The sequence below is a fragment of the Plantibacter elymi (nom. nud.) genome (assembly GCF_900177795.1).
Classification (GTDB): domain Bacteria; phylum Actinomycetota; class Actinomycetes; order Actinomycetales; family Microbacteriaceae; genus Plantibacter; species Plantibacter elymi.
Genome location: NZ_FXWJ01000001.1, coordinates 375781 through 398091, shown reverse-complemented (window position 1 = coordinate 398091; position 22311 = coordinate 375781). Strand labels below are relative to the sequence as shown.

General features: G+C 71.1%; 18 protein-coding genes. 6 read left to right on the top strand and 12 right to left on the bottom strand.

The features are described 5' to 3' along the window. Position 1: 1 nt before the first annotated feature. From CCK91_RS01905 to CCK91_RS01890, 4 genes are all read right to left on the bottom strand, one after another. Positions 2 to 331 (bottom strand): hypothetical protein, encoded by a 330-nt coding sequence (locus CCK91_RS01905; protein ID WP_086472620.1) that lies wholly within the window; start codon positions 329 to 331, stop codon positions 2 to 4. After that, positions 328 to 816: a hypothetical protein gene (locus CCK91_RS01900; RefSeq protein WP_086472619.1), complete on the bottom strand. Its 489-nt coding sequence runs from the start codon at positions 814 to 816 to the stop codon at positions 328 to 330. Before CCK91_RS01900 ends, CCK91_RS01905 begins: the two co-directional genes overlap by 4 nt. A gap of 247 nt (positions 817 to 1063) precedes the next feature. Next, positions 1064 to 3598 carry a hypothetical protein gene (locus CCK91_RS01895; RefSeq protein WP_086472618.1) on the bottom strand — a complete coding sequence of 845 codons (2535 nt, stop codon included), beginning with the start codon at positions 3596 to 3598 and terminating at the stop codon, positions 1064 to 1066. Further along, a complete protein-coding gene (locus tag CCK91_RS01890) occupies positions 3598 to 4662 on the bottom strand; it encodes a LacI family DNA-binding transcriptional regulator (protein WP_242664204.1) in 1065 nt (354 codons plus the stop codon). Before CCK91_RS01890 ends, CCK91_RS01895 begins: the two co-directional genes overlap by 1 nt. A 125-nt stretch (positions 4663 to 4787) precedes the next feature. Between CCK91_RS01890 and CCK91_RS01885 the strand changes: the two genes are divergently transcribed. Further along, positions 4788 to 6032: an MFS transporter gene (locus CCK91_RS01885; protein ID WP_242664203.1), complete on the top strand. Its 1245-nt coding sequence runs from the start codon at positions 4788 to 4790 to the stop codon at positions 6030 to 6032. Positions 6033 to 6320: 288 nt separating this feature from the next. After that, positions 6321 to 7016: an endonuclease NucS gene (nucS, locus tag CCK91_RS01880; protein WP_086472616.1), complete on the top strand. Its 696-nt coding sequence runs from the start codon at positions 6321 to 6323 to the stop codon at positions 7014 to 7016. Positions 7017 to 7216: 200 nt separating this feature from the next. Here nucS and CCK91_RS01875 read toward each other — a convergent pair whose 3' ends face one another. Genes CCK91_RS01875 through CCK91_RS01860 form a run of 4 tightly spaced genes read right to left on the bottom strand, consistent with a single transcriptional unit; the run spans position 7217 to position 12366 of the window. Then, positions 7217 to 8689, bottom strand: coding sequence for a GntP family permease (locus CCK91_RS01875; RefSeq protein ID WP_086472615.1), 1473 nt, complete (start codon positions 8687 to 8689; stop codon positions 7217 to 7219). Positions 8690 to 8741: 52 nt separating this feature from the next. Next, entirely contained in the window at positions 8742 to 10382 is a 1641-nt protein-coding gene (locus tag CCK91_RS01870) for an N-acyl-D-amino-acid deacylase family protein (protein WP_242664202.1), read from the bottom strand. Further along, complete coding sequence (locus tag CCK91_RS01865; protein ID WP_086472614.1) at positions 10379 to 11038, bottom strand: bifunctional 4-hydroxy-2-oxoglutarate aldolase/2-dehydro-3-deoxy-phosphogluconate aldolase; 660 nt, start codon at positions 11036 to 11038, stop codon at positions 10379 to 10381. Before CCK91_RS01865 ends, CCK91_RS01870 begins: the two co-directional genes overlap by 4 nt. 23 nt (positions 11039 to 11061) lie before the next feature. Further along, positions 11062 to 12366, bottom strand: a complete 1305-nt coding sequence (locus CCK91_RS01860) for an alanine racemase (protein ID WP_086472613.1) — start codon at positions 12364 to 12366, stop codon at positions 11062 to 11064. A 152-nt stretch (positions 12367 to 12518) separates the two neighbouring features. Here CCK91_RS01860 and CCK91_RS01855 point away from each other — a divergent pair, with 152 nt between their 5' ends. The 4 genes from CCK91_RS01855 to CCK91_RS01840 all read left to right on the top strand — a co-directional run bounded on the left by CCK91_RS01855 (position 12519) and on the right by CCK91_RS01840 (position 15933). Beyond that, positions 12519 to 13568 carry a sugar kinase gene (locus CCK91_RS01855; RefSeq protein ID WP_086472612.1) on the top strand — a complete coding sequence of 350 codons (1050 nt, stop codon included), beginning with the start codon at positions 12519 to 12521 and terminating at the stop codon, positions 13566 to 13568. After that, positions 13565 to 14338, top strand: a complete 774-nt coding sequence (locus CCK91_RS01850) for an IclR family transcriptional regulator (protein WP_086472611.1) — start codon at positions 13565 to 13567, stop codon at positions 14336 to 14338. The genes CCK91_RS01855 and CCK91_RS01850 overlap by 4 nt, the downstream gene beginning before the upstream one ends. A 116-nt stretch (positions 14339 to 14454) precedes the next feature. Next, entirely contained in the window at positions 14455 to 14859 is a 405-nt protein-coding gene (locus CCK91_RS01845; protein ID WP_064293914.1) for a RidA family protein, read from the top strand. Between the two features lie 183 nt (positions 14860 to 15042). Continuing rightward, a complete protein-coding gene (locus CCK91_RS01840) occupies positions 15043 to 15933 on the top strand; it encodes an EamA family transporter (protein WP_086472610.1) in 891 nt (296 codons plus the stop codon). Between the two features lie 46 nt (positions 15934 to 15979). Here the strand turns inward: CCK91_RS01840 and CCK91_RS20065 are convergent, their stop codons facing one another. From CCK91_RS20065 to uxaC, 4 genes are all read right to left on the bottom strand, one after another. Further along, the gene (locus tag CCK91_RS20065; protein ID WP_133059909.1) at positions 15980 to 17728 is read right to left on the bottom strand and encodes a NosD domain-containing protein; all 1749 of its coding nucleotides are present in this window, start codon (positions 17726 to 17728) and stop codon (positions 15980 to 15982) included. Positions 17729 to 17919: 191 nt separating this feature from the next. Continuing rightward, positions 17920 to 19158 carry a D-mannonate dehydratase ManD gene (gene manD, locus CCK91_RS01830; RefSeq protein ID WP_086472608.1) on the bottom strand — a complete coding sequence of 413 codons (1239 nt, stop codon included), beginning with the start codon at positions 19156 to 19158 and terminating at the stop codon, positions 17920 to 17922. Between the two features lie 51 nt (positions 19159 to 19209). Further along, the gene (locus CCK91_RS01825) at positions 19210 to 20769 is read right to left on the bottom strand and encodes a mannitol dehydrogenase family protein (RefSeq protein ID WP_086473120.1); all 1560 of its coding nucleotides are present in this window, start codon (positions 20767 to 20769) and stop codon (positions 19210 to 19212) included. A gap of 8 nt (positions 20770 to 20777) precedes the next feature. Continuing rightward, positions 20778 to 22190, bottom strand: coding sequence for a glucuronate isomerase (gene uxaC / locus CCK91_RS01820; protein WP_086472607.1), 1413 nt, complete (start codon positions 22188 to 22190; stop codon positions 20778 to 20780). Positions 22191 to 22311: the final 121 nt, after the last annotated feature.

The following is a 22311-nucleotide window of genomic DNA, read 5'->3' as shown; positions in this document are numbered from 1 at the left end:
ATCAGCCGCGGTCGCCGGCGCGTCGCTTCCGGACACCGACGACCACGAACACGACGGCGACGGCCAGCGCGATCGCGGCGACGCCGAACGGCCCGATCGTACCGAGCAGCGCACCGAAACCGGCTCGTCGTCCGGTGCTCCGCCCGGCGACCTCGTCCCAGATCGGGGTGAAGCAGAGCACGGCGACGAGCACGCCGATCCCCGCGCCGGCGAACCACCCGAACGGCGAACTCCCCCACTCCTCGACGGACCATTGCGGTGGGGTCTCCGGTCCACCCGCCTGAACCGGTTCCTGCTCCGGCTGCTGGCCAGGCTGCTGCCCGCCGCTCATCGCTTCCAGACCGTTCCGCCGGCCCCGACGTCGGAACCGCCCACGGAGACGCCGGTCACTTCGAGGCCATCGGTCGAGGACAGCGGCACACAGACCGTGATCGTCTCGCCACCGACGAGGTCCTCCGCAGCCGCCGTCGGGTCGTCCGGTGTCCCGGTGCACTCCGTGAGACCGATGAACGACGTCTCGAGGAAGCTTCCGTCCGACAGCTCGGCGTAGACGTTGTTCCAGGGCAGCGCGAGCACCTCGGCGGTGGCGTCCCCCTCGTATGCGAACTCGATTAAGGCGAAGTAGACGTCGTCGTCACCGCCGATCTGCGCGGTCACCTCGTCGGGTGCCGCGTCGAGCGAGGCGACCGTGACGGCGAAGTCCTGGTCGTCGTTCCCCGCGATCTTGGCAGGCAGGGTCACGGTGGCCGTCTCGCCGACCGAGACGGAACCGCTGGAGCAGCCGGCGAGGGCCGCGGCGAAGACGAAGCGCAGCACCTCCTCCGACCAGGCGCGGGAGCCGGCTCATCGATCGTGTGCGGTGCGTCATGTGGTTCGTCCTTCTCCTGGCATGGACCGAGCGACACGCGTCGCCCGGCCGGTCGTCTGGGGTGGCGGCATGCTCCACGGCGTGCCCGAACCGATGGTGCCGGAGCGCCGCGGCTCCGAGCCAGCCGCCCGAACGAGCCCGAACGACTCGCCGAGGTCGACGAACGGAGGTCGCGCACGCGTGGCGGCGGTGGGGTCAGGCCCGAGCGAGGTTCGCGCGCATCGTCTGGACGGCCGTGGCTCGCCAGTGGCCGACCGCGCTGAGGAGGTCGGCGGCGGTGGTGAACGCGGCGTCGGCCGCCGCTCGGTCGCCGCGGATCGCCGCCGCTCTCCCGATCGTCTCGAACGCCCGCGCCTGCTCGACTCGGTCACCGAGCAGTTCGGCGAGCTCGAGCGAGCATCGCGCCCAGCGCTCGGCGGTCCCGGCGTCGTCGGTGTCGGCGGCGATCTCGCCGAGGGTGCTGCAAGCGTCGGAGCGGAGGAGTGGGTAGCCGACACGCTCGGCCGAGGCCAGGGCGGTGTCCGCCAGACGCGCGGCCTCGACGAGGTCTCCGCGTCGACGAGCGACCTGGGCGAGCTGGATGGCGATCTCGGCGTCCTCGTCGAACGTCGTCGGACCGCCGTCGTCCGCCCCTGCCGCGAGCAGGGCCGCCTCCGCCTCGGCCACACGGTCGAGGTCCAGCAGGATCGTGGCGCGCTGGGTGAGGAGGTATCCGCGGTTGACGCCGGCACCGCCGTGCTCGAGCAGGGTCGCGCAGCGCCGGAGCGCCTCGTCGAACCGACCCTGCGCCTGGAGCAGGAGCACACGGTTCGACTCGACGATCGTCCGATTGACGTCATCCCCGGCTCGAGCGCTCACCGCATCGGCCAGATCGAACAACCGCTCCGATCGGCGATACCGGCTCGTGATGCGCGACAGATTGCCGAGGTTGCCGATCGCGCGCCCTCGCGTGATCGGATTGCCGGCTGCGGCCGCGATCCGAGCGGCGCGGAGATACGACTGCTCGGCCTCCGCCATCCGTCCCAGTTGGCGTTCCACATTGGCGATCACGTTCATCGTGCGACCCGGCTGCTCCTCGGTGAGGAGACGGCTCGCCCGATGCAGGTGGTCGAGGGCGTCGTCGTACCGACCGAGCTTCTCGAAGGCGCGGGCGAGGAGCTCCGCGGTCGTGCCTCGTCGGTCCCGCGGCACGAACGGCGCGGCGAGCTGGAGGAGTTCGGCCGCATGGCTCCAGTAGCCGGCATCACCCACCGGCTCCACCACGTCGAAGACGACCGCGGCGAGCGCGTCGCCCGCCCGCTGGTCGACCGCGAGCGCTGCGGCGGCCACCAGCCCGTCGGCGAGGGACGCGTCGAAGCGGACGGAGCCGATCAACTCGCGGAACCGGTCCAACACACGCCCGGCCAGCACCACGAGGACCGACGGGCGCTCCTGCTCGACCGCGAGCCGGTGGGCCGCGGTGTGGACGAGCGGGTGCAGTTCGACGGCCCGCTCCGAGACGGTGGCCAGGTGCATGTCCGCCAGGCGACGGAGCAGGCGCACCGAGGTCGGCGCATCCGCACCCGCGTCGTCCAGCAGTGTCTCGACGACGTCCAGCCGTACTGGGCCGCGGAGCAGGCCGAGCCGCCGGAACAGGGTCGCGGCGTCCGGTCCGACGGCGGCGACCGAGGGTTCCAGGAGCGGCACCGCGTGGTCGCGCCGCGGGCGGTCGCCGAAGCGCTCGGCCACATCGGCGAGCGACCAGTCCGGGTGGTCTTCGATGAAGCGCAGCACGAGGTCGAGGTCGAGACGGATCCCGCTGATCGCCTTCGCGAGCCGGTGGACCGCCGCGTCGTCGGACGAGGAGGACGTCGGACGCCGCGAGGCGGTCGCGGCCGAGAGCCGCCGGACCGTCTCCTCGGTCTCGAGGGGCAGGACGGTCCGACGGTCCACCGCGAGTCCCTCGGCGGCCGCCAGTGCCTCGAGGCCGTCGAGCCGGGCTCGCGAGGTCACGATCAGATGGAGACCGCACCCGGCGGGACCCCGGGCGTGGTCGGCGATCAGGAGTGGAGCGAGCTGCGCTGCGGAGAACGCGTCCTCGAGCAGGACGACGATCCGGCGGTCGCGCGCCGCCGTTCGGAGCCTCTCGCGCAGCGCTGCGGCGTCGAGGCGACGATCGGACCGACCTCCGACGGCGCGCACCAGTTCGCGCAGGACCTCGTCCGCTTCCGCCGGACGCTGGCCGTCTTCGAATCCGTGTAACCGGACGAGGAGCACCACCGCACCGGGGGTACGGCGGCGTTCGACCTCGGCGAGCCGCCTCGCGTACTCGGCCTTGCCGACCCCGGGGAGCCCGGTGAGGACGACGACGGGTGCGGCAGCGGGCTCCACGCCGGTGGACGTCGATCCCTCAGCTGCCGGCAGGACGGAGGCGGACACCGGGCCTCCAAGCGTCGCACCGTTCAGGCGCGCAGCAGTGGTGCGCCACTCGGCGGCCGCTGAGGCCGAGGCTCCGAGAGCGAGGACGAGGTCGTGGATGAGTTCGGCGTCGACCCGATGCCGGTCGGTGCGGAAGCAGTCGTAGACCGTCACCTTGCCGGGGGCGTCGCGGGAACCTCGTCCGAGCCGGAGGGCACCGACCCGCCGGGCCAGCTCGGCGAACGACGGCGCACCGGCCGCCGCGCGCAACCCCGTGAGCGCCTCGGCCAGCTCCCCGAGGTCGGCGATGGACGAGAGGGTGGTCGGTCGCATCACCGGGCCCGGTGCGCCGGTGCCGTCGTCGCTCCGGGGTGGAACCGGACGCTGAACTGCTCGCACTCCGGATCGCGGCCGTCGAGCATGGCGACGATCGCCCGGCCGGCGGCCGACCCCTTCTCCCGAGAGGGCTGCCACACCGTCGTGAGGTCGTAGTCGAGCCCCTCGACCCGGATGCCGTCGAACCCGACCACGCTGAGCTCCGCGGGGACGGAGATGCCGAGCTCCTCAGCTGCGCGGATGACGCCGGCGGCCAGGAGGTCGCTCTGCGCGGCGATCGCCGTCGGACGTTCACCCGCCGGGACGTCGAGGATGGCGTGTCCGGCGACCCGGCCCTCCTCGAGCGACGAGCCCGTGGTGACGAACCCCTGCGCGTCGGGGAAGACGTCGCGGAGGCCCTGCAGGCGTTCGATGGCCGGGACCGTCGTGGCGGATCGCTCCCACTCGGGTGTGAGCGGGCCGCGGCGTTCGGTCGGGTCGAGGTTGAGGGTGACGACGGCGACGCGCTCGTGGCCGAGATCTGCGAGGTGTCGCGCCTCCTCACGCACGCCGCCGCGGTTGTCGACGGCGATGTCGGGGACGCCGAGGGCCGCGAGTCCTTCGATCGACACGATCGGCATGCCCCGTCGGCTGAGGATCGCCACCGAGCTGTCGAGGTTCGGGCTGCAGCCGATGAGGACGACGCCGTCCATCGGTGCGTTGCTCAACTGCAGGGTGCCCTCCTGCGCATCGTTCAGGAGCAGCAGACCGGCACCGACCGCGCCGAGCTCGTCCGCGAGTCCGTCGAGGGTCTGCACCATCACCGGGTCGCGGAAGGAGTGTCCGATCCGACCGGCGACGACGGCTCCCACGATGCCGCTGCGTCCCTGGCGGAGGGAGCGGGCCCGCGGGTCGGGGCCGGCGTAGTCGAGGTCGGCCGCAGCCTGCAGCACCCGCTGCTTGGTCGCTTCGGAGACGGGTCCGGCGCCGCTGAACGCGAGCGAGGCGGTCGACGGCGACACCCCCGCGCGCTCGGCGACATCGGCGAGCGTCGGTCGCGAGGGGCGTGATTCCTGGTCCACGATCTGCTAGCTTAGTCGACGGAATCGAATCGATTCGATTTCCGCCAGATCCGCCAAGATGCACGGGCCTCACCACCCCGCTCCACCGAGCGCCCAGGCGCACCAGCACCGATCCCGAGGACCCTGTGTCAGAGCCGACCAACCCGCACACCGCACCCGTCGCCCTGCGCCCACGCCGCGAACTCCTCGCCTGGCGCAACGCGATCTTCGTGATCTTCGCACTGAGTGGCCTCAGCATCGCGACGTGGGTGGCGCGCATCCCCGCCATCCGCGACAACCTCGAGCTGACCACCGGCGCCGTCGGGCTGCTCATCCTCGGCATGTCGATCGGATCGATCCTCGGCCTCGTCGCCTCGCAGCACCTCCTCGCGCGTCTCGGCCCGCGACACGGCATGCAGCTCACGCTCGGGCTCGTCGCGACCGGCTTGCTCCTCATCGGGATCGGCGCGAGCCTCGTGCCGCTCGAGGGCATCGTCCTCGTCGGGCTCATCATCTTCGGCTTCGGGAACGGAGCGCTCGACGTCATGATGAACGTCGAGGGCGCCGCGGCCGAACAGGAGCTCGGCAAGACGGTGATGCCGCTGATGCACGCGTGCTTCAGCTTCGGCACGGTCGCCGGAGCAGGGCTCGGCGCCCTCGCGTCCGCCGCCGGTCTCGAGGTGTTCTGGCACGCGCTCGTCATGGCGGTCGTCATCGCGATCGTCGCCGTCGTCGCCGTGCGCTTCGTTCCGGCCGAGCAGATGGTGGCCGATGAGCTGGACGACGCACCGAAGTCCCCGTGGCAGGACCGTCTCCGCGAGAGCCTCTCCGTCTGGGCCGACGGCCGCCTCATCCTCATCGGCGTCATCATGCTCGGGATGGCGTTCGCCGAGGGCAGCGCCAATGACTGGCTCGCACTCGCCGTGGTCGACGGCCACGAGCAGAGCAACACGACCGGTGCGCTCGTCTACGGCGTGTTCGTCACCGCGATGACCGTCGGTCGCATCGTCGGCGGGCCGCTCATCGACCGCTTCGGGCGGGTGCCGGTGCTGCAGGTGTCGGCCGGCGCGGCGATCGCCGGACTCGTGCTGTTCATCCTCACGCCGGTCACCGGACTCATGGTCCTCGGCACCGTGCTGTGGGGACTCGGCGCCTCGCTCGGGTTCCCGGTGGGCATGTCCGCCGCGGCCGACGACTCCAAGCGCGCTGCGGCACGGGTGAGCGCGGTCGCGATGATCGGCTACTGCGCGTTCCTCGTCGGTCCGCCGCTCATCGGCATCCTCGGCGACGCCATCGGCCTGCTGAACGCCCTGTTCGTCGTGCTCGTGCTCATCGTGTTCGCCGGTCTGGCCTCTCCGGCCGCCCGCGAGAGCAGCCGCCGCAAGCGCTGAGCCCGGTTCGTCCGCCGGCACGCCCCGCCTGGCGAGGGTTCACAACTCCTGCTTGCGGCCAGTCCGCCGCCCGCGCACGGTTCGCAACTCCTGCTCCTCGCATCACCTACAACCTCGTCGAGCCGAGAACAGGGGGCTCAGGCCCCGACGGAGGGAAGATCAGCAGGAGTTGCGGGCGGAACTGTTGCGAGGGGAGCGGCCGCTCTCAATGGCCGGCAGGAGTTGTGCACACCCACCGGGGTCCGAGTGCGCGTTGGACAGCCAGGCGCGGAGGGTAGGCTCGTCGTCGTGCGTTTGGTGATTGCGGAGTGCTCGGTCGACTATGCCGGACGGTTGTCGGCTCACTTGCCGCTCGCCAAGCGGCTGCTCATGGTGAAGAACGACGGCAGCCTGCTCGTCCACTCCGACGGTGGCTCCTACAAGCCGCTCAACTGGATGAGCCCGCCCTGCGTGCTCACGACGGTCGAGCCCGATGAGACGCAAGCGGCAGCCGGTATCACGGAGCTGTGGAAGGTCACGCACAAGAAGACCGGCGACGCGCTCATCGTGTCGATCCACGAGGTCCACCACGACAGCACGCACGAGCTCGGCGTCGACCCCGGCCTCCAGAAGGACGGCGTCGAGGCGCACCTGCAGAAGCTCCTCGCCGAGCAGATCGAGCTCCTCGGCGACGGCTACCGACTCATCCGCCGCGAGTACATGACCGCGATCGGTCCGGTCGACATCCTCGCCACCGACGCGACCGGGGCGTCCGTGGCGGTCGAGCTGAAGCGCCGCGGCGACATCGACGGCGTCGAGCAGCTCACCCGCTACCTCGAACTCATGAACCGCGACCCGCTCCTCGCCCCCGTGCAGGGCGTGTTCGCCGCCCAGGAGATCAAGCCGCAGGCGCGCACCCTCGCCCAGGACCGCGGGATCCGCTGCGTCGTCCTCGACTACGACGCGATGCGCGGCCTCGACGACAGCGACTCCCGCCTCTTCTGACGTCGACCGAGTCCCTTTCTCAGGAGTCCTCCGGCGCGCCGGCTTCACCAGGCACCGACGCGCCCGGAAACTCCTGAGAAAGGCACCAACTACCGCTCAGTGACCTTTCTCAGGAGTCCTCCGGCGCGCCGGCCTCACCCGGCACCGACGCGCCCGAACACTGCTGAGAAAGGCACTGGACCGACGGTCACGACCCGGAACTAGACGAAGAGCCAGATGAGGGCGACCATCCCGAAGCCGACGACCGAGAGGATCGTCTCGAGCACGGTCCAGGTCGCCAGCGTCTGCTTCACCGACATGTTGAAGTACTTCGCGATGATCCAGAACCCGCCGTCGTTGACGTGCGAGAGCGTGATCGAACCCGCCGCGATCGCGATGCCGATGAGCGCCAGCTGCGGCTGCGAGTAGTCGCCCGCGAGCACGACCGGCTGCAGGATCCCCGCCGTGATCACGATGGCCGCGGTCGCCGAGCCCTGCGCGATGCGGAGGCCGGAGCTGATGAGGTACGCGGACACGATGATCGGCAGGCCGAGCGAACCGAGCACCTCGGCCAGTGCCGCGCCCACACCCGTCGCTGAGATGACTGCGCCGAAGAACGCACCCGCACCGACGACGAGCAGGATCATGCCGATCGGCCGGAGCGACTGACCGGAGAGCTCGCCCAGCTCGGCGAGCGTCATGCCGCGCCGCACCCCCAGCACGTAGTACGCGAGGCAGACGGCGATCGTGAGCGCGACCGCCGGGTTGCCGATGAGTGTCAACGCTTCGAGGACCGGGCCGTTCGGCAGGGCGAGGGCCCCGAAGGTGGCGGCGAGGATGAGCAGGATCGGCGTGATGATGATGAGACCGACGCTCCAGAGCGAGACGTCCTTGCGCTCGGGGGCGTCGTCCTCGGGCTCCAGCACGTACTCCTCGGGAACCGAGACCATGACACGCTTCCCGATCCAGAGCGGCCAGGCGATGCCCGACGCGATGAAGGCGGGGATACCGCAGAGGAAGCCCATGAGGATGAGCCAGCCGAGCCCGACCTCGAACGTGCCGGCGAGCGCCGTCGGTCCCGGGTGCGGCGGCAGGAACGCATGCGTCATCGAGAGGCCGGCGAGCATCGGGAGCGCGTAGAGCACGAGCGACTTCCCGCCGCGACGCGCGGTGATGTAGACGAGGGGCGCGAGGACGAAGATGCCGACGTCGAAGAACACGGGGATGCCGAAGATGAGACCGGTGAGCCCCATCGCGATCGGAGCGCCGCGCTCCCCGAAGCGACCGAGGAGCTTCCGGATGAGGACGTCGGCACCGCCGGAGCGCTCCAGGATCGCGCCGAGCACGGTGCCGAGACCGATGATGATCGTGATGTGCCCGAGGATGCCGCCGAAGCCGGTCTCGAGGAGTGACGCCCCCGGTTTGATCTGCTCGTCGTCGAAGGGGTCCGGCACGGCCACGCCGACGATCTGGTAGATGCTCGTCCCGGTCGCGAGCGCCAGACCGATGCCGACGATGAAGAGCGAGATAAACGGTTCGAGCTTCACCCGGATGATGAGGAACAGCAGCACCGCGATGGCGACCGCACACAGGATGAGCAGTCCGGGGGTGGTCTGCTGCAGCCATCCGATGGGATCGCTCGGGGCTGGTGCGGCGGCGGCTACGACGCTGCGCGCGAGGGCGGTGATGGGCATGGGAGGACCTTCTGTGTCTGTGGGCGCGGGGCGGGGAGGAACGAGGGAGCGGTCAGGCCGGGCTTCGGCGGATCGAGCGGCCGGGGACGGCGTCGGTGCGTCGACCGTCGGCGATGACGGCGGCACCGTTCACGAACACCCACGGGATGCCGGCGGCCTGTTGCCGGGGCTCGGCGAACGTCGCGCGGTCGGCGATGGCCGCAGGGTCGAAGAGGACGAGGTCGGCGACGGCTCCGACGCGGAGCACGCCGCGGTCGCTGAGGCCGAGGCGCGCGGCCGGTCGCGAGGTGAGGTGGGCGACGGCGTCTTCCAGCCCGAGCACCCCCTCCTCGCGGACGTAGTGGCCGAGGTAGCGCGGGAAGGTGCCCCAGGCACGCGGGTGTGGCTTCGCGCCGATGAGGATCCCATCGCTCCCGCCGGTGTGGGCCGGGTGCGCCATCATCGTGCGCACGTTGGCCTCGTCGCCGACGTGCTGGAGGATGCCGGTCGCGAGCCGATCGGCTTCGAGGAGCGCGAAGAACAGGGCCGTCGGGTCGCCCGACCATGCGTGTCCCGCGTCCTCGGCGGCGATGTCGGCGACGGTCCGTCCGACGAAGCCGGCGAGCTCGGGGTTCGCGACGCCGGAGATCTCGATCGTGGCCCAGTCGGTGACGACACCGTGACAGCCGTCCGTGCCGAGGACCTCCAGCTCGTATCGGATCCGCGCCCGGACGTCGTCGTCGCCCAGACGCTCGATCGTCGCGTCCGGCCCGCCGACCGCCGCCCAGCTCGGCAGCAACGCCGACAGGGTCGTCGAACCCGGCAGGTAGGGATAGGTGTCGAGCGTGATGTCGACGCCGTTCGCGATGGCGGCGTCGATGAGGGCCACGAGTTCGGCGGCCCGGCCGGCGTTGACGCCGAAGTTCATCGTCGCGTGCGTGAGGTGCAGCGCGCACCCGGAACGACGACTGATGTCGATCATCTCCGCGTACGCCTCGAGTGCACCCTTGCCGTACGAGCGCTGGTGCGGTGCGTAGAAGCCGCCGTGCTCCGCGACGGTGCGGCACAGCGCGACGAGCTCCTCGGTGTCGGCGAACATCCCGGGCACGTAGGTGAGGCCGGAGGACATCCCGACGGCCCCCTCCCGCAGACCCGCCGCGACGAGCTCCTGCATACGAGCGATCTCGTCAGCGGTCGCAGCCCGGTTCTCGGTGCCGACCACGAGCATCCGGACGGAGCCCTGCGGCACCAGGTAGGCGACGTTCAGCGCGGCCCCGCGGTCGACCCGGTCGAGGTACTCGCCGACGGTCCGCCACGCGAAGTCGACGTCGTCGGGTTGCCCGTTCCAGCCGGCGATCTGCTGTCGGACGATCGACATGGTGCGGTCGTCCGTCGGGGCGTAGGAGAGCCCGTCCTGTCCGAGGACCTCCGTGGTGACGCCCTGCGAGACTTTCGCGAGGTGCTCGTGGTCGCGAAGGACGGCGAGGTCGGAGTGGGCGTGCATGTCGATGAAGCCGGGCGACGCGACGAGACCGTCGGCGTCGATGATCAGGGCGTCGGCGGGCGCGTCGGCCTCGGCGGACGCCCCGATCGCGGCAATGCGGCCCCGGTCGAGGAGCAGTGACCCGTGCACGCTCGGTCCGCCGGTGCCGTCGACGATGCGAGCGCCGCGGATGACCACCGCGCGCGCACCGGCCGTCGGTCGCGAGGTCACGGCAGGAGGGCCGCCGTGGTGAAGGCGGTCGCGCGCTCGGTGACCCCGGCCCAGTCGGCGGCGGCGATGTCGGCCGCACCGACCACACTCGACCCCGCGGTGACGGCGGCTGCGCCGGCCTGGATGTACTCCCGGGCGTTGCCGGCGTGCAGTCCGCCCGACGGCACGAGCCGGAGACCCGGGAACGGACCCTTGAGGTCCTTGAGGAAGCCGGACCCCATGGCGGCGGCGGGGAAGATCTTCACCGCGTGGGAACCGAGCGACGCGGCGCGCATGACCTCGCTCGGCGTCATCGCCCCGAGCAGGAACGGGATGCCGGCGGCGGTGGCGACCTCGGCGACCTCCTCGCTCAGACCGGGCGTGACCAGGAACTGCGCTCCGCTGTCGACGGCGCGCTGCGCGGTGTCGTGGTCCACGACCGTCCCCGCGCCGATCACGGCCCCGTGGTCGCCGATCGCGTCGGCCGCGGCGCGGATGAGCGCTTCGACGCCCGGCGTGGTGAAGGTGAACTCCACACTGCGGATCCCGCCCGCGGCGAGCGCCCGGCAGAGTTCGACCGGGTCGGGGATGACGGGCACGCGGACGACGGCGATGGCGCGGTCGGCGTACAGTGCGTCGAGGGCGTGCGGCGTGGTGGGAGGGGTCTCGAGCGTCATGCGGGGCTCCTGTTCGGGTCGGCTCAGCCGAAGGTGGTGGTGACGGCGTCGACGGCGCTCGGTTCGGCGAGACGGACGTCGTCGATGACGACGAGGGCACGCCACTTGTCGAAGGTGGTGCACGGGTGGGAGAGGCCCAGGCGGATGACGTCGCCGACCTCGGCGTCGCTGCCGGGCGGCAGGGAGACGAAAGTGTGCTGGTCGTTCATGGCCGTGGTCGTCGCGCCCGGGAGCGGCTCGACGGTGGCGGACCCGGCGCGGCGGACGCCCTGCACCTCGGGGAGTCCCTCGTCGAACGGGAAGTCGCGCTTCCCGCCGTCGATGAGCGCGAGACCGGGCTCGGGGCGGGAGACGATCGTCGCCCAGCCGTGGATCGCGGAGCGGAAGTCGCCGGTGCCCTCGTGGCGGCCGAGCGGCGTGATCCCGCGGTAGAAGCCGTCGTCGTGGGTGACGTACGCGCCGGAGCGCAGCAGCACGTCGACGGCGCGTCCGTGAGCACCGTCGAGGTCGCGCAGTCCGGCGAGGACCTCGGCGACCACGTCGAAGTAGGCGCTGCCCCCGGCGGTCACGATGAGCGTCCGGACACGTTCGTCGTACCGGCCGCCTGCGAGGAGCGCGCCGTGGAGCGCGGCGAGCGACTCCAGGTAGTCGCGGACGATCTGCAGCGAACCGTCGTCGCCGTGGTGCGCGAGGGCCCCCTCGTAGCCGCTGACGCCGGTGAGCGCGAGCTCGGGTGAGGCGACGACGGCCTCGGCGATCTCGAGCGCGGTGGCCTGATCCCGGGCTCCGGTGCGGCCGCCCGGCGCACCGAGTTCCACGAGCACGTGGAGGGGGCGACGGGGTGGCTGCTCGGCGAGCACGCGCGACATGATCTGCACGGCTCGGACGGAATCGGCCCACACGACGATCTCGGCGTCGCCGCTGTCGAGGGACCGCGCGACGGCGCGCAGGTGTTCGGGCTGCACGAGGGCGTTGGCGAGCATCACGCGGGGGATCGACCAGTCCAGCGCGATGGAGAGCTGCCACGGGGTCGCGACGGTGATGCCCCAGGCACCCGCGTCGAGCTGACGCTGCCACAGGGCTCGGTTCATCGTCGTCTTGCCGTGCGGCGCGAGGCCAACTCCTGTGCGGTCGCACCACTGCCGCATGGTCTCGACGTTGTCGGTGATCGCCGAGCGGTCGAGCGTGACGAGCGGGGTGGTGAAATCGGCGAGCGCCGGTCGACCGGCGAGGAACGCGGCGGCGTCGGTTCCGACGGACGCCGGCGGGAAGCCCTTGAGGCTGCCGTCGAGCGCGCCCAGCGCGCCGGCATCGAAGTCGTCCGTCATGGTCTCCTCGTTTCACGATCGAGCGCTGCCGACGTCGCGAGCGTCAAGCGTTGCGCATCTTGCAACCGACATTGCATCCGGCGCTACGTCTGTTCTAGCATTACGTCCACAGGCCGTCAACCGGACCCGGCCGAGACGCGAGGGGAACCGTGATGACGACGTCACCGTCCAGCGTGAGCACGATCGGCGAAGCGATGGTCGTCCTCCTGCCCGAGGGCCAGCTTCCGGTCGCCGAGGCACGCGCCTACCAGACGGCTGTCGGTGGCGCCGAGTTCAACGTCGCCTCCAGCCTCGCGCGCCTGGGCGTCCCCACCCACTGGATCTCACGCCTCGGGGCCGATGGCTTCGGCGACTACATCCTCGAGACGGCCCGGCACGACGGCGTGCTCACCGACGCCGTCGAACGTGACGACCACCGGCCCACCGGCCTCTACGTCAAGGAGACGGTCGTGAGCGCCGACGGCGACCGTCGACCGCGGATGCACTACTACCGCAGCGAGTCCGCCGCGTCGCAGCTCGGCGCCGACACCCTGCGACACGAGGCGACCCGGGCGGCCATCACCGCCTCCGCCATCGTGCACACCTCCGGCATCACCCCGGCCCTCTCCGACTCGACCGCGCTGCTCGTGGGCGAGCTGGGCGGCGCACTGCCCCGAGGCACCATCCTGAGCGTCGACCTCAACTTCCGCCCGCGACTCTGGGAACGTCGCTCGACCGCCCCGCTGCACCGTCTCCTCGACCAGGCGTCCGTCCTGTTCCTCGGCGTCGACGAAGCGGAGCTGTTCTTCGGCCACACGGACGCCGCCCGCCTCTTCGCCGAGCTGCCGACCCTGCAGCGCATCGTGCTCAAGGACGAGGAGAACGCAGCGACCACCCTCCACCGCGGCTCCGAGGCGGGCATCGAGGTGCGGTCGTTGTCGGTCGACGTCGTCGAGACCGTCGGCGCGGGCGACGCGTTCGCCGCCGGCTACCTCGCCGGGCTGGCCTCGGGTCGCTCCGACACCGCCTGCACGCGGCTCGGCCACGCGGTCGCGGCGTCGACGCTCATCTGCCATGGCGACCGCCCCGAGCTCGTACCCGACGCGAAAGGCGTGGACACCATCGTCGAGGCGACCGATGAGGAGTGGGCGTCGTGGCGCATCACCGCCGACCGCCCGCTGCCGTGGACGACCGTCGGCGCGCACGGGATGATCGACGCATGAGTCAATCGCTGTCCCGGGCCCTCGACCTCCTCCGCGAGATCGTCTCGGGCACCAACTCCCTCGACGCGCTCGCGGCGACAGCCGGCGTGCACAAGACCACGGTGCTGCGCCTGCTCAACACCCTCGAGGAGCACGGCTTCGTCACGCGCGACGCGTCGTTCCGGTACCACCTCGGGCGGGCGATGTTCGAGCTGACCCAGACCGCGCTCGACGAGCAGGACGTCCGCGGCGTCGCCGCGCCGCACATCCGGGCGCTCGGGGCGGCCACGGGCCAAACGGTGCACCTCGCCGCCTACGAGGGCGGCTCCGTCTTCTACATCGACAAGGTCGAGTCCCGTCAGCCCCTCCGCATGTACTCGCGCGTCGGCCTGCCCGCCTCCCTGTACGCGACCGGGGTCGCGAAGGTCCTCCTCGGTGGACTCGACGAGGCGGAGCGTCGACGCGTCGTCACCGGCATCGTGTTCGAGCGGTACACCGACAAGACCATCACCGACGCCGACGCCCTGCTCGCCGAGATCGAGCGTTCGACCGAACGCGGATGGGCCGAGGACCACGAGGAGCACGAGAGCTTCATGAACTGCGTGGCCGCGCCGGTGTTCGGGCCTGACGGCCGGGTCACCGCGGCGGTGTCGATCTCGGTCCCGACGATGGTCCTCCCCCACAGCGGCGTCCGCGCCCTCCTGCCGCAGCTCCTCGCCACCACGACCGCGATCTCCGCCGAACTCGGCTACGCACCGCCGGTCGCCGCCGAACCCTCCGCCACCGCCTGACCCCCATACCCGGTCCCCGACCACCCATCCCGGTCCCTGACCACCCATCCCGGTCCCTGACCACCCATCCCGGTCCCTGAGCTTGTCGAAGGGCCACCAACCGAAGGACACACCCCATGACCGAACGCACCGCCATCTCCACCACCGACGCCCCGGCTCCGGCGCACACCTTCTCCCAGGGGGTCCGCAAGGGCAACTTCGTCCAGGTCTCCGGCCAGGGCCCCGTCGACCCCGCGACGAACGAGTACCTGTTCCCGGGCGACGTCGCCGCGCAGACCACCCGCACGCTGCAGAACGTCGAGGCGATCCTCGCGGCCGGCGGCGCGACCTTCGACGACGTCATGATGCTGCGCGTCTACCTCACCAAGCGCGAGGACTTCGCGATCATGAACGACGCCTACGGTGAGTTCGTCGGTTCGCGCGTGAAGGGCGGCGTCCTGCCCTCCCGCACCACGGTCTTCACGGGCCTCCCCCGCGAGGAGATGCTCGTCGAGATCGACGCCATCGCGATCGTCGACTGACGCACGGACACGCCTCGCCGGAGGCTGGTAGCGTGGTGCGCGATATCGCCTAGGGTTCCGGAGCGACAGCTCGACTGGTCCGAGCGGCGCCACGGTCGGCGGCCAGCCGGCGACCGTCATCTGACAGGATAAAAGCCCGGAGGACCCTGATCGTCGCGCCCGCGAGGATCGGAAGGGTCTCACGTGTCTCTGCTCGCCGTCACCATCGTCCTCGCCGCCGCCGTCTGCCACGCGGCGTGGAACATCGTCGCCCACGGCGTGAGCCGGATCGGCATGCCCTTCCTCTGGTGGGGAGCGGTGTCCAGCACCGTGTTGTGGGCGATCGTCGTCCCGTTCACCGGCGGGCTGGGTACGGACGACCTCAGCGGCTTCGCCATCGGCATCGTGGTCTCCGCCGTGCTGCACTACGTCTACATGCTCGTGCTGCAGCGCGGCTACGCCAGCGGACGCCTCTCCACCGTCTACGCCACGGCACGCGGCACCGGTCCGACGATCAGCGTGATCATCGCCGTCCTCCTGCTCGGCGAGCGCCCGTCACTGCTCGCGCTCGTCGGCGTCGCGGCGATCGTCGTCGGCGTCGTCGCGATCGGATTCGTCGATCGCGGCAGCGACCCGTCACCGGTCGCCGTCGACGAGCGCGCCAACCGACGACGCCTCGACCCTGCGGTCGCCTTCGGGCTGCTCACCGGCGTCGCGATCGCGGCCTACACGATCTGGGACGCAAACGCCGTCCGCACCTGGGGTGCCTCGCCCGTCGCATTCATGGTCGGCTGCACCGCGGTCGAGGTCGTCCTGTTCTCCGGATCGCTCGGACGCCGGGCACGCGAGCTGCCGGCGGTCCTGCGCGCCCACTGGCCGCGCATCCTCGCCTTCGGGGTGCTCTCGCCGATGTCGTACATCCTCGTGCTGGTCGCCATCACCATGGCACCGGTCGCCCTCGTCGCGCCGATGCGCGAGGTGAGCGTCATCCTCGTCAGCCTGTTCGGTGCGCTCGTGCTCCGCGAGGGCCGCCCTGTGCGCCGGATCGCGGCGGCGACCGTCGTCGTGATCGGCGTCGCCCTCCTCGCGGGCTGACCACCGGACGCCCGGACGCCGGCACCGGACCGCCGCGACGACCGCGTCAGGTGACCTTCACCGAGCGCCACGTGCCCTGGTCGTTCACCCAGAGCAGCCCGTTGCCGACGAGCAAGTCGCCGGACCCGCCACCGGCCGGGCGCGCCGTACCCATGTGCCTGGTCGTGACGTAGCTCGTCGCCGGCTGTGCGTTGATGTGGGCGGTGCCGGAGACCGAGACACGGTTGGCCGCGACCATCGAGCGGCCGGTCGAGCCGTACGTGTCGATCCCGGTCGCGCACGCGAGAACCGTGTTGCCGACGATGGTCACCCCGCCCGTCGAATTGGTGACGGCGAGCCCGATCCGGAACCCCTCCACGCGGTTGCCGGTGACCTGCACGGCTCCGGCGCCCTGATGCTGCACCCCGTACCCGCTGGCCTCACCTGCGCCGAGGAGCGAGTTGTCGGCGACGACGAGGTCGCTGCTGAGATACGAGACGACGCCGCCTGCCGTCCCGCTCGGCGTGGTCACGCTGAGCCGGTTGCCGACGACGAGCGGCCGGATCGCGCGTTGCAGCACCACCCCGCTCGGACACGTGCCGCCGGCGAGCCGGACGACGTTGTCGGTGATCACCGTGTCGGTCGAACCGACGGGCGTCGTGGTGTCGCCCGAGGGCATGGTGGCGTCCTGCAGGCGGATGGCGGCTGAGGCGACGCCACGGATCTCCAGCACATTGCCGTCCACCACCGTGGCCTCCGCGCTGCGGTAGACCATGATCGGCCCGCGCGACGGGCTCCAGACCGACCCCTGGTCGTCCTCGGCCGCCCGCGTCCAGCGCACCGTGTTGTTGGAGATCCCGGTCGAGCGCGTGTCGATCGCGGCGATGCCCCACCAGGTGTTCCCGGTGACGGTGTTCCCCGACACGGTGGCGTGCGACACCGCCTCCAATGCGATGCCGCGGCGGAACGGACCGCTGACGACGTTGTCGTTGATCGAGAACATCGCGTCGGGGTAGAGCCCCGGGTCGACCTCGTAGTCCGACAGGCCTTCCGCGTGAATGCCGATCCGCGCGTCCGTGCCGGCGAGCGCGTTCACGACGTTGCCGGAGACGAGCGCACGAGCACCCCAGATGGTGATGCCGTCGCCGCGATCCTCGCCGGCCCTCGAGGTCGAACCGCGTCCACCGCCCACGCCCACGATGTCGACGATGTGGCAGTTCGTGACGATGACGCCCTCGAACTCGCCGGTGGGCTCGTTCACCACACCGTTCTGGAAGCCCACGATCCGCACCCCGTCGACGATCACGTCGCTCGTCCGGATGTCGATGCCGATGTTGCGCGCACCCGTGGCGGAACCGAGGTGGTTCGGGTTCGTGAGGTGCACCTCCCGCACGGTCGATCCCGGGGCGGTGATGCGGATCGCCGGCGCGTTCGTGATGCCTGCCGTCCACCGCAGCTCGCCGCTCCCCCGCAATGCCAGCCGGCGGTCGAGCAGGAGGGTCGCGTCGAGCGCGATGACGGCGCCGCCCGGCACGATGATCGTGCTGCCGTCCGGAGCCGCCGACAACAGCGTCTGGACCGCGGTCGTGGACACGGTCGCTCCGGTCGGATCGATGCCGTCGCCGGCCAGGACGATCGTGCCGTCGGACGCCGCCTGCGTCGCGGGCACTGCCGGATCGGCCTCGGTGGGCGCCTCCGGGGCGTCGGATGCCGGGCCGGGTGGGGTCGGGGCGGGAGGCTCGGGTGTCGGGTCTGGTGTCGGCGATGGGGCGGGGTCGGGCTGGACCTCCGGTGGCTGTGTGTCGTCGCTCGTCATCTGCCCCCGAACCGTCGTGCGCGTCCTCGTACCGCACCACGGTAACCCGCTGGAACCTGAAATACCAGAGGTGCTTGGGTGACGAGGTTGTGACACGAGTGCGCCCCTGTGACGTGAGCGCGGGCCTCCGGAGGGGCGCACTCACGCCACAGGAGCGCGGTCGGGTCAGCGCACCGCGCTGGCCGCAGGGATCACCAGTCGTGGACGGTGCCGTCGGCGAGACGGTTGTAGGGCAGGTAGGCGCGCTGATACGGGTACTTGCCCGCCTCGTCGACGTCCAACTCGACACCCAGCCCCGGTGCTTCTCCCGGGTGCAGCATGCCGTTCTCCCAGGTGTAGGACTGTTGGAACACGGCGTCGGTCTTCTCGCCGTGCTTCATGTACTCCTGGATGCCGAAGTTGTGTATCGCCAGCCCGAGGTGCATCGCGGCCGCCATCCCCACCGGCGAGATGTCCGTCGGCCCGTGCATGCCCGACTTGATCTGGTACTGCGAGGCGTAGTCGAGGACCTTCTTCAGATGCGTGATCCCACCGGTGTGCGTGACCGCGCTGCGGACGTAGTCGATGAGCTGCTCCCGGATGATCTGCTGGTAGTCCCACACCGTGTTGAAGATCTCCCCGATCGCCAGCGGGGTCGTCGTGTGCTGCCGCACGAGCCGCAACGCCTCCGGGTTCTCCGCCGGCGTGCAGTCCTCCAACCAGAACAGGTCGTACGGCTCGAGGCTCTTGCCGAGCTTCGCGGCCTGGATCGGCGTCATCCGGTGATGCCCGTCGTGCAGCAACGGCAGCTCCGGACCGAACTCGTTCCGGACCGCCTCGAACACCGTCGGCAGGTGACGCAGGTACGACCGGGTGTCCCAGTCCTCCTCGTTCGGCAGGCCACCGCGCTGCGCCGGCTCGTGGTCGTAGCGGACGCCGGTGTTGCCCTCGAACGTGGCGTTGGAGGCGATGCCGTAGATCGACTTCAACCCCGGCACCGCCGTCTGGATGCGGATGGCCTTGTAGCCCTGCGCCTGGTGCTCGCGCACGCTGTCGAACAGCTCCTCGTTCGTCTTCCCCGACGCGTGCCCGTAGGCGAGCAGCCCCGTCCGGGACGCCCCGCCCAGCAGCTGGTACACCGGCATGCCCGCAGCCTTGCCCTTGATGTCCCACAGCGCCATGTCGACCGCCGCGATCGCCGCCATCGTCACCGGACCACGCCGCCAGTACGCCGAGCGGTAGAGGAACTGCCAGGTGTCCTCGATCCGCGACGCATCGCGCCCGAGCAGCAGCGGCACCACGTGCTCGGACAGATACGCCACCACCGCGAGCTCACGCCCGTTCAGCGTCGCGTCGCCCAGACCCGTCAGGCCGTCGTCGGTCGTGAGCTTCAACGTCACGAAGTTCCGGTCCGGACTCGTGACGATGACCTCGGCCTTGTCGATGTTCATGGGTACTGCTCCTTCGTGCGTTGCGGCCGGTGTGGCCGGGTGGTTCCGGACTCAGGCGGACCGGGAGGAGTCGTCCGGGGTGGGCCCTTCGACAGGCTCAGGGACCGGAAGAGGGTGCTCAGGGACCGGAAGAGGGTGCTCAGGGACCGGAAGAGGGTGCTCAGGGACCGGGAAGGCGAGCTCGTCGACCAGGCGCCCCAGCTCGGTGACGAGCGCGGAACCGTCATCCGGCTCCGAGTCGAGGAGGCGGGGATCGATCAGGCGCACGAGCGCCGCGGTCCGCTCCCGACCCTGGAACCGGAGTGCCTCGGCGACGGCAGCACCGCTCGCATCACCCGGCCGGTCGTCGCCCTGGACGGCCGCCACCCATGCGGCGATCACGCGCAGGGACCCGGTTCCCGGCCGACCGGCGGCCCGTTCCGCGAGGAGCGTCGCCACGATCCGCACCCGCAGCTTGGTGACGCCCTCGAGGGCGATCTGCTGCAGTCGATGCTCGATGCGCGCGTTGTCGAAGCGCTCCAGGAGTGCGGTGCGATACGCCGTCAGCCCGAGGCCCTCCGGCAGGTGGCGCTCCGTTTCGTCCCAGTACTCCTCGACCCAGGCCCGGCACTGTTCGTCGCCGACCGCTTCGGCGACCGTCGCATGACCGCGCAGCGGGCCCGCGTAGGCGAGGAGGCTGTGGGCACCGTTGAGCAGCCGCAGTTTGCGCTGCTCGTAGGGCTCGAGGACGTCGACGAACCGGGCACCCGCGGACTCCCACGCCGGCCGCCCGGCGGGGAAGTCGCCGCTCAGCACCCAGTCGGTGAAGGGCTCGGTCACGACGGGAGCGGCATCGGCGAATCCGGTGAGCGTCGCGGCCGTCGCTCCGTCGGCCACCGTGGGACGCGGCGTGATGCGGTCGACCGAGGATGAGACGAACGAGACCTCGTCGGCGATCCATCGAGCGGTCTCCGGGTGGACCCGGTCGGCGAGGGCGAGCATCGCTCGACGGACGAGCGGGCCGCCGTCCGCGATGTTGTCGCACGGCACGATCGCGATCGGACCAGCCCCGGCACGACGACGGGCTTCGAGGCCGAGGAGCAGTCTGCCGAGCGTCGTCGTCGGTCGGGCGTCGCGGAGGTCCGCCCGCTCGGCGAAGGCCTCGGACAGCAGGGCGACGTCGTGCTCGACCGCCGGATCCGACGCGTCCGGCGTCCCCTCGGCATCGAGCCGGTACCCGGACTCGGTGACGGTGAGCGTGACGATGGCCGTCGTCTCGGCGGCGAGGAGGTCGTGGAGCCGTGCGACGTCGCCACCGTCCCGCGCCTCGACGATCGAACCGACGATCGTGGCCGAGTCGCCGTCCGCCGATCGCTCCACCACCGTGTAGAGGCAGTCCTGGGCATCCAGATCGGCTGCGGCCTGCGGGCTCCGACCGGTGAAGGCGGCGATGCCCCACTCGTGATCGGGGTCGACGAGCTGGGTGTACCAGGCCTGGTGGGCGCGGTGGAAGGCGCCGAGTCCGAGGTGGACGATCCGGACCGGTGCCGATGGGAACTCGGGCAGTCGCGCGCGGGACAGATGCGGGACCGCCTCCTCCCCCGGGGCTCCGGCAGCATTGTCCGCGTTCATCACGGTGCTCACAGCTTGAACACCCGTCGCGGCTGGTCGACGACGAGGTCGAGGATGATGCGTTCGGCCGTCGCCTCGTCGATGCGCCCCTCCCGCACGAGTCGCGCGAGGAAGGACGCGTCGAGGCGCCGGGACATGTCGTGTCGGGCGGGGATCGAGAGGAACGCCCGGGTGTCGTCGATGAACCCCGATCCGCGCGAGAACCCGGCCGTCTCCGTCACGGCGGAGCGGAAGCGCAGGACGGCGTCGGGCGCGTCGAGGAACCACCACGGCGCGCCGATGAAGACACTCGGGTAGAACCCGGCGAGCGGTGCGATCTCCCGCGAGTAGCTCGTCTCGTCGACGCTGAAGAGGACGAGGTGGAACCCCGGAGCCGTGCCGAACCGCTCCAGCAGCGGACGCAGGGGGCGCACGTAGTCGGTGCGGACCGGGAGGTCGTGCCCGGTGTCCGGCCCGAAGCGGGCGAGCGTGGGCGCGTGGTGGTTGCGGTGGACGCCGGGGTGCACGGTCATGACGAGGCCGTCCTCGACGCTCATGCGGGCGCTCTCGAACAGCATGTGCGCGGCGAACCGCTCGAGGTCCGCGGCGTCGGCAGTGCCCGACAGCGCGCGGTCGAACAGCGCTGCGGCGTCCACCTCCTCGAGTTCGAGCGTGAGCGGCTGCGGGACACCGTGGTCGGCCGACACCGCGCCGTGCTCGATGAAGTGGCGACGGCGCCCGGCGAGCGCTTCGAGGTAGCCGCGGTAGCTGCCCTCCGGCGTCCCGTTCCAGGCGGCGAGCGAAGCGACCCGCTCCGCCCAACCGGCCTTCGCCGGATCGAGGTACGCGTCGGGCCGGAAGGTCGGCAGGACGCGCCCGCTGAAGGTGGGGTCCGCCGCGAGGGCGGCATGCGCGGCGAGGTCGTCCATCGGGTCGTCGGTGGTCGCGAGCACCTCGATGCGGAAGCGGTCGAACAGCGCACGCGGACGGAACGCCGGCGTTTGGAGCCGCTCGTGGATCGTGTCGAAGAGCCGGTCGGCGTTCGCTCCGTCCGGCTGCTCCGTGACGCCGAACTGCTCTCCGAGGATCGAGCTCAGCCAGTACCCGGAGGCGGTGCCGGCGTACAGGTGCCAGTGCTCGCAGAAGCGTCGCCAGGCGTCCCGCGGCGCGGCGACGGCACCACCCTCCGCGAGGTCGGGCACACCGACGTCCGCGAGGGAGAACCCGGCGGCGTGCAGCAGGCGGGTGACGTAGTGGTCGTGCCGGAGGAACAGCTCGGTGGCGTTCGCGAACGGGGTGTCCTCGACGAGGATCGCCGGATCCACATGTCCGTGCGGCGAGATGATCGGCAGGGCCTCGACCGAGCGGTAGAGCGCCCTGGCGACGTCGCGCGTCCCCGGGTCGGCGGGGAGGAGGCGGTCTGGATCGTTCTGCAGCGTCATTGGCACGCCTCCATTGAAACCGGGGGACCGCGGTCTGTCAACCGATTGCCACTCGGATCTGGCAATCGCTTGCCAGATCGACGACCGTCTGCGAGACTGATCCCGCTTCCGCCCGGAACCG

Excerpts from the sequence above, each read along its gene's own strand:
- CCK91_RS01905 (WP_086472620.1), bottom strand. The coding sequence starts at position 331 with ATGAGCGGCGGGCAGCAGCCTGGCCAGCAGCCGGAGCAGGAACCGGTT.
- CCK91_RS01895 (WP_086472618.1), bottom strand. The coding sequence starts at position 3,598 with ATGCGACCGACCACCCTCTCGTCCATCGCCGACCTCGGGGAGCTGGCC.
- CCK91_RS01875 (WP_086472615.1), bottom strand. The coding sequence starts at position 8,689 with ATGCCCATCACCGCCCTCGCGCGCAGCGTCGTAGCCGCCGCCGCACCA.
- CCK91_RS01865 (WP_086472614.1), bottom strand. The coding sequence starts at position 11,038 with ATGACGCTCGAGACCCCTCCCACCACGCCGCACGCCCTCGACGCACTG.
- CCK91_RS01860 (WP_086472613.1), bottom strand. The coding sequence starts at position 12,366 with ATGACGGACGACTTCGATGCCGGCGCGCTGGGCGCGCTCGACGGCAGC.
- CCK91_RS01855 (WP_086472612.1), top strand. The coding sequence starts at position 12,519 with ATGACGACGTCACCGTCCAGCGTGAGCACGATCGGCGAAGCGATGGTC.
- CCK91_RS01850 (WP_086472611.1), top strand. The coding sequence starts at position 13,565 with ATGAGTCAATCGCTGTCCCGGGCCCTCGACCTCCTCCGCGAGATCGTC.
- CCK91_RS01845 (WP_064293914.1), top strand. The coding sequence starts at position 14,455 with ATGACCGAACGCACCGCCATCTCCACCACCGACGCCCCGGCTCCGGCG.
- CCK91_RS20065 (WP_133059909.1), bottom strand. The coding sequence starts at position 17,728 with ATGACGAGCGACGACACACAGCCACCGGAGGTCCAGCCCGACCCCGCC.
- manD (WP_086472608.1), bottom strand. The coding sequence starts at position 19,158 with ATGAACATCGACAAGGCCGAGGTCATCGTCACGAGTCCGGACCGGAAC.
- CCK91_RS01825 (WP_086473120.1), bottom strand. The coding sequence starts at position 20,769 with ATGAACGCGGACAATGCTGCCGGAGCCCCGGGGGAGGAGGCGGTCCCG.
- uxaC (WP_086472607.1), bottom strand. The coding sequence starts at position 22,190 with ATGACGCTGCAGAACGATCCAGACCGCCTCCTCCCCGCCGACCCGGGG.